This is a genomic window from Flavobacterium sp. GNP010 (assembly GCF_056428945.1).
The window spans coordinates 1-516 of record NZ_JBWJVK010000138.1 but is presented as its reverse complement, the minus strand read 5'-3'; the positions used below and the strand labels follow the sequence as shown (position 1 = coordinate 516).

The following is a 516-nucleotide window of genomic DNA, read 5'->3' as shown; positions in this document are numbered from 1 at the left end:
AACACAGGCTGATTGTGGTACTGTCAATCAATTTTATATTTTGGTCTTTAATCTCTTTGATAATATTACGTTGAGATTCGCTTTTCAAGATCCTTTCATAATGTTTCAAAAGCCTATAATATATGGATTCAAACACTTTCCAATCTCGTTTTTTATTGCCATCACTCATAGTGGATCTTGCTGGACTTTGAGTCAATCCTAAATCTTCAATAAAAGTCTCGCTAACCCCAATTCCAGTGGAAATATCATTTAAAGTATAGCACTTATTCAGCTGTCCGTAAGTTAAAGCAACAAATTGGTCGTAAGTCTTGTACTTACTACATCCTTTGTCTGAACTGTGTTTTTTAGCACAAGATGCGATCATCCATCTAGGAACAAGTTCAATAATTTGTCTAATAACTGGTTTTTTGATATTTTTGTTTCGCCTGAAGAGTCCCATAAAGTATTATTTGTTTCGCAAAATCAAAAATACGGGATTCTAAGGCTCTTTTTATTTTAGACTTTCGGATAGCAGTG

1 protein-coding gene is annotated in these 516 nt (G+C 33.5%); it reads right to left on the bottom strand.

Going from position 1 to position 516, the window contains the following annotated elements; translation table 11 throughout:
- The coding region (locus tag AC061C_RS15885; protein WP_478291981.1) for a DUF4372 domain-containing protein at positions 1-439 on the bottom strand (439 nt) is incomplete at its 3' end.
- Positions 440-516: the final 77 nt, after the last annotated feature.